12 protein-coding genes are annotated in these 6,343 nt (G+C 45.6%); 5 read left to right on the top strand and 7 right to left on the bottom strand.

All coding sequences use genetic code 11. The features are described 5' to 3' along the window. From ACLFWI_RS24840 to ACLFWI_RS24820, 5 genes are all read right to left on the bottom strand, one after another. Nucleotides 1-254, bottom strand: a 254-nt coding sequence (locus ACLFWI_RS24840) for a type II toxin-antitoxin system Phd/YefM family antitoxin (protein WP_446415142.1), incomplete at its 3' end; no start/stop codon positions are given. Beyond that, the gene (locus ACLFWI_RS24835) at nucleotides 251-550 is read right to left on the bottom strand and encodes a type II toxin-antitoxin system RelE family toxin (RefSeq protein ID WP_446415141.1); all 300 of its coding nucleotides are present in this window, start codon (nucleotides 548-550) and stop codon (nucleotides 251-253) included. The genes ACLFWI_RS24835 and ACLFWI_RS24840, both read right to left, overlap by 4 nt. Nucleotides 551-665: 115 nt before the next feature. Then, nucleotides 666-938 (bottom strand): DUF2442 domain-containing protein, encoded by a 273-nt coding sequence (locus tag ACLFWI_RS24830; RefSeq protein ID WP_446415140.1) that lies wholly within the window; start codon nucleotides 936-938, stop codon nucleotides 666-668. After that, nucleotides 901-1,155 carry a DUF4160 domain-containing protein gene (locus ACLFWI_RS24825; RefSeq protein ID WP_446415139.1) on the bottom strand — a complete coding sequence of 85 codons (255 nt, stop codon included), beginning with the start codon at nucleotides 1,153-1,155 and terminating at the stop codon, nucleotides 901-903. Before ACLFWI_RS24825 ends, ACLFWI_RS24830 begins: the two co-directional genes overlap by 38 nt. An 88-nt stretch (nucleotides 1,156-1,243) precedes the next feature. After that, complete coding sequence (locus tag ACLFWI_RS24820; protein ID WP_446415143.1) at nucleotides 1,244-1,534, bottom strand: DUF2442 domain-containing protein; 291 nt, start codon at nucleotides 1,532-1,534, stop codon at nucleotides 1,244-1,246. Between the two features lie 51 nt (nucleotides 1,535-1,585). On the opposite strand from ACLFWI_RS24820, the gene ACLFWI_RS24815 reads away from it, so the two are divergent. The 4 genes from ACLFWI_RS24815 to ACLFWI_RS24800 all read left to right on the top strand — a co-directional run bounded on the left by ACLFWI_RS24815 (nucleotide 1,586) and on the right by ACLFWI_RS24800 (nucleotide 3,951). Further along, nucleotides 1,586-1,837 carry a DUF2281 domain-containing protein gene (locus tag ACLFWI_RS24815; protein ID WP_446415138.1) on the top strand — a complete coding sequence of 84 codons (252 nt, stop codon included), beginning with the start codon at nucleotides 1,586-1,588 and terminating at the stop codon, nucleotides 1,835-1,837. Further along, complete coding sequence (locus tag ACLFWI_RS24810; protein WP_446415137.1) at nucleotides 1,838-2,230, top strand: PIN domain-containing protein; 393 nt, start codon at nucleotides 1,838-1,840, stop codon at nucleotides 2,228-2,230. A gap of 208 nt (nucleotides 2,231-2,438) precedes the next feature. Next, nucleotides 2,439-2,813: a hypothetical protein gene (locus ACLFWI_RS24805; RefSeq protein WP_446415136.1), complete on the top strand. Its 375-nt coding sequence runs from the start codon at nucleotides 2,439-2,441 to the stop codon at nucleotides 2,811-2,813. Between the two features lie 46 nt (nucleotides 2,814-2,859). Beyond that, on the top strand, nucleotides 2,860-3,951 hold the full coding sequence (locus ACLFWI_RS24800; protein WP_446415135.1) for an endo-1,4-beta-xylanase: 1,092 nt from the start codon (nucleotides 2,860-2,862) through the stop codon (nucleotides 3,949-3,951). 326 nt (nucleotides 3,952-4,277) lie between these two features. Here ACLFWI_RS24800 and ACLFWI_RS24795 read toward each other — a convergent pair whose 3' ends face one another. Beyond that, entirely contained in the window at nucleotides 4,278-5,483 is a 1,206-nt protein-coding gene (locus ACLFWI_RS24795) for a phosphoglycerate kinase (protein ID WP_446415134.1), read from the bottom strand. Between the two features lie 190 nt (nucleotides 5,484-5,673). Here ACLFWI_RS24795 and ACLFWI_RS24790 point away from each other — a divergent pair, with 190 nt between their 5' ends. After that, nucleotides 5,674-6,084 (top strand): universal stress protein, encoded by a 411-nt coding sequence (locus ACLFWI_RS24790; protein ID WP_446415133.1) that lies wholly within the window; start codon nucleotides 5,674-5,676, stop codon nucleotides 6,082-6,084. 43 nt (nucleotides 6,085-6,127) lie between these two features. On the opposite strand, the gene ACLFWI_RS24785 is transcribed toward ACLFWI_RS24790, so the two are convergent. After that, nucleotides 6,128-6,343: hypothetical protein (locus ACLFWI_RS24785; RefSeq protein ID WP_446415132.1), on the bottom strand; the 216-nt coding region annotated here is incomplete at its 5' end.

Here is a 6,343-nt window from a genome sequence, read left to right as displayed (position 1 = left end):
CTCAATCCCAGTCTACGCCGCATTTCTGTGCCAGAAATTCCTCCCTCAGCGCGACGACGTTCCCGTGAACGCTCAATTAACTCAATAAATTGAGGATTTGTACTTAGTGAAATCGTCTCCATATCGACATTTTCTAATGTGATCAAAGCAGCAATAGGTTGACCGTTGCTGGTAATAATAACGGGTTCCTCAGCCAGATCGGAGGTATATTCAGCCAGTGTTGCATTTGCCTGTCCAATTTCCACAATTTTCATAGGTCATAAATCTCCCCAGCGATACGAACTTGATTGCGTTCCTTGATGCCGACGGCATTGATATATACCAAAGCGTCAGGCTCCTCTTCTACATCATAGTAGACGCGCAAATTACCAATGCGAAGTTCCCAAGGAGCAAGGGGATTAGGGCGCATTAGCTTCCGGTTTTTTGTCTCAACTGTCGGTTGATACATCAGTTGCTCATCGACAGTATCCAAGACAATCGCCTGCTGTCGAGCCGTTAGATATTGTAGATGTGTCTCTGATTCGGGTGAGTATTCGATGCGGTAAGCCATACCTCTATCAGCCTAAGTTGGCTTAATATTAGGATACCCAACATCTGATAAAATGATGCCAACTCAACTTGGGGAATTGTGGAGAGTGCGGAGTGCGATCGCGTCATAATTCATCTTAGCTATTAGCCAAGGATGCTCTGGGAGCAGGCGCTCCCCTCAGCATTCCTTCTGTACTTAGATCCTCATCGATATCTTCCCAGTGAATCCCATAACCTCCACCGCATACTTCCCATTTTTCCCGTTGTTCAGACGTAGCATTCAGTAATCTTGGATACCAAGTGAGAGGGACAGAAATTACCCGCCCATCCATGAGATCTACAGTTATTGTTTCCTCTGTAAAGTTGACATTTTTAACTCTCTCGTCGGCTCGAATCGCCAAAATACCCATACCACGCCTCCAACAGTGTTTGTTGATTTGCTTGTACTATTGATTGTATTTTACGTAGTTCTTTAGCACTAAAACCCAGATTGTTTGCCAAGGTGACGGGTTCCAGCCAAAATTTAGCCGATGATTGGTCACGATCAATATGGATGTGAGGAGGTTCATTCGGCTCGTGGCTGTAGAAGTATAGTCGATAAGGACCTACCCGTAAGATTGTTGGCATAATTCCAGGTTACATGATCTTTAGAATAGAATAAGTCAATATGGCAGGACTTAATCCTTAACGCAATGTTGAACTACCACATTTGGTGTTAACTAGCAGAAGTACTGCGTGTAGCCAACCAACGCTCAAGTGATTGTTGACTTTCACCACTGCGTCTACCTGCCAATAACCCCTCAATTCCAATATGTTCGTCTAAATCAGTCCACTCGATCGCGTAGCCATCACCTAGTAATTGCCAGTTTTGCCGTTCTGTGGGTGAAGCATACATCAAACGCGGATACCAAGCTAAGGGAACGCTGAGACTTCGACCATCAGCTAAGTCTACAATTCGGCGGCGTTCTTGTACTATTGATTGTATTTTATAGATAATACCTAATATACAAGCTATCGCTAAAATAAAGCTAAACAGCACCTTCCCTAGAACCCGATTATGACCGTAGCTGAACAGATTTACGCCATCGTCAAAACCCTTCCCAAAGACCAAGCCAGCGAAATTCTTGCTTTTGCTGAATTCATTCGTGCTAAACACCTGAGTGCTAACCAATCCACAGATACGGTTGATTCTCCGATGTCCTGGACAGAACTTGTTCATTCCCTGGCTGGAACTTGGGCAACAGATTTTCCTACCCTGGAAGAGATTCGTGCTGAACCAGGAGAAGACATGCGGCGGGAGAGTTTGTGAATGTACGTTTTAGATACAAACACCCTGATTTACTACTTCAAAGGTCAAGGAAAAATTGCAGAAAACATTGCCAATGTTTCTCCCCAAGAAATTGGCATTTCCACAATCGTCCTTTTTGAATTACAAGTTGGCATTGCTAAATCTACCTCGCCCACAAAACGCACCCAACAACTTCAGCAACTGTTGAGCCGAGTTAACCTTTTTCCCTTTGATAAGGATGCAGCTCTTGCTGCGGCTACAATTCGTGCCCAGTTGGAGCAAAAAGGTACGCCAATTGGTTCGATGGATGTTTTGATTGCAGGGACAGCCGTAGCACTCCAAGCTATTCTCATTACCCACAATGTCAAGGAATTTTCCAGGGTATCGGGACTCGCGATCGCAGACTGGTATTGACCATACCGATAATTTATCATCTGCAATAAAGCATTCTAGTCCCAGCTAAGTATTTAGCTGCTGCCTAATGTATTCTCAATCCAAATAATTAGTGTTTTACGCTGAAGAAAACCAACTATAATCACTTTTTATAGGCGGATCGGTTTCCCAATTGAGTTGGATTTAGTTAAAATAGCGATCGCACCCTGATCCTCTAAATGTTTCACCAATGGCAGATGTAAATGGTACTTGGCTGGGAACCTATTGGCAGTGGGGTATTCCCACGCGATTTGAGGCAACACTGCTACACAGTGGCAATACCGTGACGGGTAATATCTTAGATGACAGCTACTTGGGCGAAGCGTCACTAACGGGGGAAGTTATTGGACGCCGGATTAGCTTTGTTAAACGCTATTTAGCTAGTTCCAACTATCCCATTAGTTATACGGGTACAATCTCGGAATCGGAAGACTTTATGCAGGGACAGTGGAGTATCGGTGGCGGTGAATCCGGTTCCTGGGAAGCGCGTCGCAGTGGTGAAAATTTAACCGTGGATTTACAAAAAGCCCAAGCTAACCGAGTACCCACTTTAACGGGTGTATGAGGGAAAAACTATTTGATTACCGCTTATATCTAGGGGAGATGGGGGAATGTTAGAACGACAAATGATCTTAAAATGGTTAAATAAATCTCTCAGCTTTAGCGCATTAATTCTCTTAGGATTAACAGCAACATTACTCATTTCTATCCCTGCTATTTCCCAACCGGGCGATACAACCTTGCGTAATTTAGCCCAAGAACAAAACATCTACATAGGCGCAGCCGTATCGATAAAAGCCCTTCGCAACGATCCTAACTATCGGGAGGTATTGACGCGGGAGTTCAACATGGTTACGCCTGAGAATGTGATGAAATTTAAGCCTATTCATCCAGAACGCGATCGCTACGATTTTACCGCTGCTAACGAAATCGTCACCTTTGCCAAAGCCAATCAGATGCAAATACGCGGTCACACCTTAGTTTGGCATCGCAGTTTACCTGACTGGTTAACTGAAACCGAGTGGACGCGGGAGGAATTAATCGAGATTTTGCGGCGACATATCTTTACCGTAGTCAGTCACTACCGAGGTGAAATTTATGCCTGGGATGTCATCAATGAAGCCGTTGGCGGTAAAGATTCTCTCAGAAAAACCATTTGGCAGCAAGTAATTGGATCAGACTATGTTGAGTTAGCGTTTCGCTGGGCGCATGAAGCTGACCCCAACGCGCTCCTATTTTATAATGATTATGGTGGAGAAGGATTAGGGGAAAAATCTGATGCTATTTACGCCTTCGTTAAGGATTTGCTAGAGAAAGATGTTCCCATTCATGGCGTCGGTTTGCAGATGCACAAAAGTATTAAAAATCCGCCCAAACCCGAAGACGTAGCCACCAATATCAAGCGGTTGGAAGAATTGGGATTAGAGGTACATATTACTGAAATGGATGTCCAAATCCACAACGGTACAGGAACCGAGGAAGATAGATTGGTCAAACAGGCAAAAGTATATCAGGATATGTTAGGCGTCTGTCTAAAAGCACCCAACTGTACAGCATTTGTCACCTGGGGATTTACCGATAAATTTACCTGGATTCCTGGCTTTGTCGGTCAGCCAGACTTGCCCCTAATCTTTGATAAATCCTATCGTCCAAAACCTGCTTATCACACTTTAATCGAAGTTCTCAGTACCGCCAACAATTAATCGGCTGGAAATCAAATCAGTCATCATTCAATTGTAGGGGCGGGTTTAGGGTATCTGTAGGGGCGGGTTTAGGGTATCTGTAGGGGCGGGTTTAGGGACTAAATTCAGATATTCACCGATAACGGAACAACAAAACCCGCCCTCCCCACCGATAAATAAACAACAAAACCCGCCCTTATGCCTAAATCGAATGCCACTGACTGGTATGCTGGTGGGTTGAGCGAAGTCGAAACCCACCCTACCATCTATCAAAGGTTTCGGCGATTCCCTAATGTTTATTTCAGTGGCATTATCCCTAAATCAGGTAGAGACGTGCAATGCTACCATCAAGCATCATCTAATGCGGCAATACCGGGAAGTTCCTTACCTTCAAGCAATTCCAGACTCGCCCCACCACCTGTGGAGATATGGCTCATTTGATCAGCCACACCAACTTTTTCCACAGCCGCAACCGAGTCACCACCACCGATAATCGTGGTTGTGCCTTTCTTGGTTAGATCAGCTAGAGTACGCGCGATCGCTTCAGTGCCAGTAGCAAACTTATCAAACTCAAATACCCCCATTGGACCATTCCAGATCACCGACTTACAATCGCCTAATGCGTCTTGGAAGAATTTCACGGAATCAGGACCAATATCTAGCCCCATCCATCCATCAGGAATCGATTCAACGCTTACGGTTTGAGAATTGGCGTCCGCGGCAAAGTTATCAGCAACTACGACATCTGTGGGTAAGAGTAAGTCTACCCCTTTTTCCTTTGCCTTCGCTTCCAAGGACTTTGCCAACTCCAGCTTATCCTCTTCCACCAGTGACTTACCGACACTCAAGCCACGGGCTTTGTAGAAGGTGAAAATCATACCACCGCCAATCAGCAGTTTATCCACCTTATCCAGTAAGGTTTCAATCACGCCAATCTTACTCGACACCTTAGATCCACCAATAATCGCGGCTAAGGGATTCTGTGGATTTTCAATCGCATTTTGCAGATACTGGAGTTCTTTCTCAATCAAATACCCCGCCACGGAGGGCTTTAGGTGATGAGTGACGCCTTCGGTTGAAGCATGGGCGCGGTGTGCCGTACCAAAGGCATCGTTGACGTAAACATCGGCTAGGGCGGCTAACTTTTTGGTAAACTCCGGATCATTCTTTTCTTCCCCTGGGTGGAAGCGGAGATTTTCCAGTAACGCCACTTGACCATTATCTAGGCTGTCAACCTGAGACTTAACCGCATCGCCAATACAGTCATCGCACTTAATCACCGTTTGACCCAGTAATTCAGACAGACGATTCGCCACGGGTGTTAGGCGGAGGCTGTCTTTCACTTGTCCTTTCGGACGCCCTAAGTGGCTACACAGAACCACCTTGGCACCCTTTTTGATTAAATCCTGGATCGTCGGTAACGCCGCCCGGATGCGGGTATCATCGGTAATCGTGCCATTCTCATCCAGTGGCACATTCAGGTCGGCTCGCACCAATACCCGTTTTCCAGCTAAATCGGACTCACTTAAATTTGCTACAGTTTTTTTGGACACAGTAATACTCTCCTCTAATTGCCTGTATCTGATGCCTTGCGATCTGATCGCGTGCCAGTGGTTGTATGCTTAATGATTACCCCCAGATGTACATCTATAGAGCAATCAACTCAATCATTAGGGTCAAGAGTATGTATTCTCTTTTCCCGTCCACATTTTACCGGAGTCCGTGTCTCTCAAGGTGATTACAATGTTTAAGAGTGTCTTATTTCCCCTTGACCAAAGCCGAGAAGCCCGTGAAGCGGCGGAAGTTGTCGCCAATATCGTCCAAAAGTATGAAAGTAACTTAGTTCTGCTCTCGGTTGTCGAAAAACCCAACCCCGATGACCCATCGCCAAATCCGGACATTATGTCCCCGGAGATGGTTGCCGAACTACTCAAAGGCGCTCAAGCCATGTTTAACCAGTATGGCATTAAAACGGAAACCCTGAGTCGGGAAGGCACACCCCCATTTACGATCTGTGATGTCGCCGATGAAATTAATGCCGATTTGATTATTATGGGTTGTCGCGGATTGGGATTAACTGAGGATGGTGCTTCCGAAAGCGTCACCAATCGCGTGATTAATTTGTCACCCTGCCCCGTGCTAGTTGTGCCGTAATACGGAGGATAGGGGGGAGTTATCAGTTATCAGTGAGCAGTTATCAGTTATCAGGAGATGGGGGAGATGGGGAATTTGTGTAGGGGCGGGTTTCACAACTATCTTTTTGGTTACACCCAGATGTAACTAAACCCGCCCCGACTTGACCAATGACCAATGACCAATGACCAATGACCAATGACCAATGACCAATGACCAATGACGAATGACCAATGACCAATGACCAATGAACCATGAACCATGACCATTCAATGGTATC

Origin of the sequence: Coleofasciculus sp., from assembly GCF_046539235.1 — a bacterium.
Taxonomy (GTDB): domain Bacteria; phylum Cyanobacteriota; class Cyanobacteriia; order Cyanobacteriales; family Coleofasciculaceae; genus Coleofasciculus.
This window is presented reverse-complemented; position numbering and strand designations above follow the sequence as displayed.

Bases quoted from the DNA above. Each gene is read 5' to 3' on its own strand.
- ACLFWI_RS24835 (WP_446415141.1), bottom strand. From the start codon at position 550: ATGGCTTACCGCATCGAATACTCACCCGAATCAGAGACACATCTACAA.
- ACLFWI_RS24830 (WP_446415140.1), bottom strand. From the start codon at position 938: ATGGGTATTTTGGCGATTCGAGCCGACGAGAGAGTTAAAAATGTCAAC.
- ACLFWI_RS24825 (WP_446415139.1), bottom strand. From the start codon at position 1,155: ATGCCAACAATCTTACGGGTAGGTCCTTATCGACTATACTTCTACAGC.
- ACLFWI_RS24815 (WP_446415138.1), top strand. From the start codon at position 1,586: ATGACCGTAGCTGAACAGATTTACGCCATCGTCAAAACCCTTCCCAAA.
- ACLFWI_RS24810 (WP_446415137.1), top strand. From the start codon at position 1,838: ATGTACGTTTTAGATACAAACACCCTGATTTACTACTTCAAAGGTCAA.
- ACLFWI_RS24805 (WP_446415136.1), top strand. From the start codon at position 2,439: ATGGCAGATGTAAATGGTACTTGGCTGGGAACCTATTGGCAGTGGGGT.
- ACLFWI_RS24800 (WP_446415135.1), top strand. From the start codon at position 2,860: ATGTTAGAACGACAAATGATCTTAAAATGGTTAAATAAATCTCTCAGC.
- ACLFWI_RS24790 (WP_446415133.1), top strand. From the start codon at position 5,674: ATGTTTAAGAGTGTCTTATTTCCCCTTGACCAAAGCCGAGAAGCCCGT.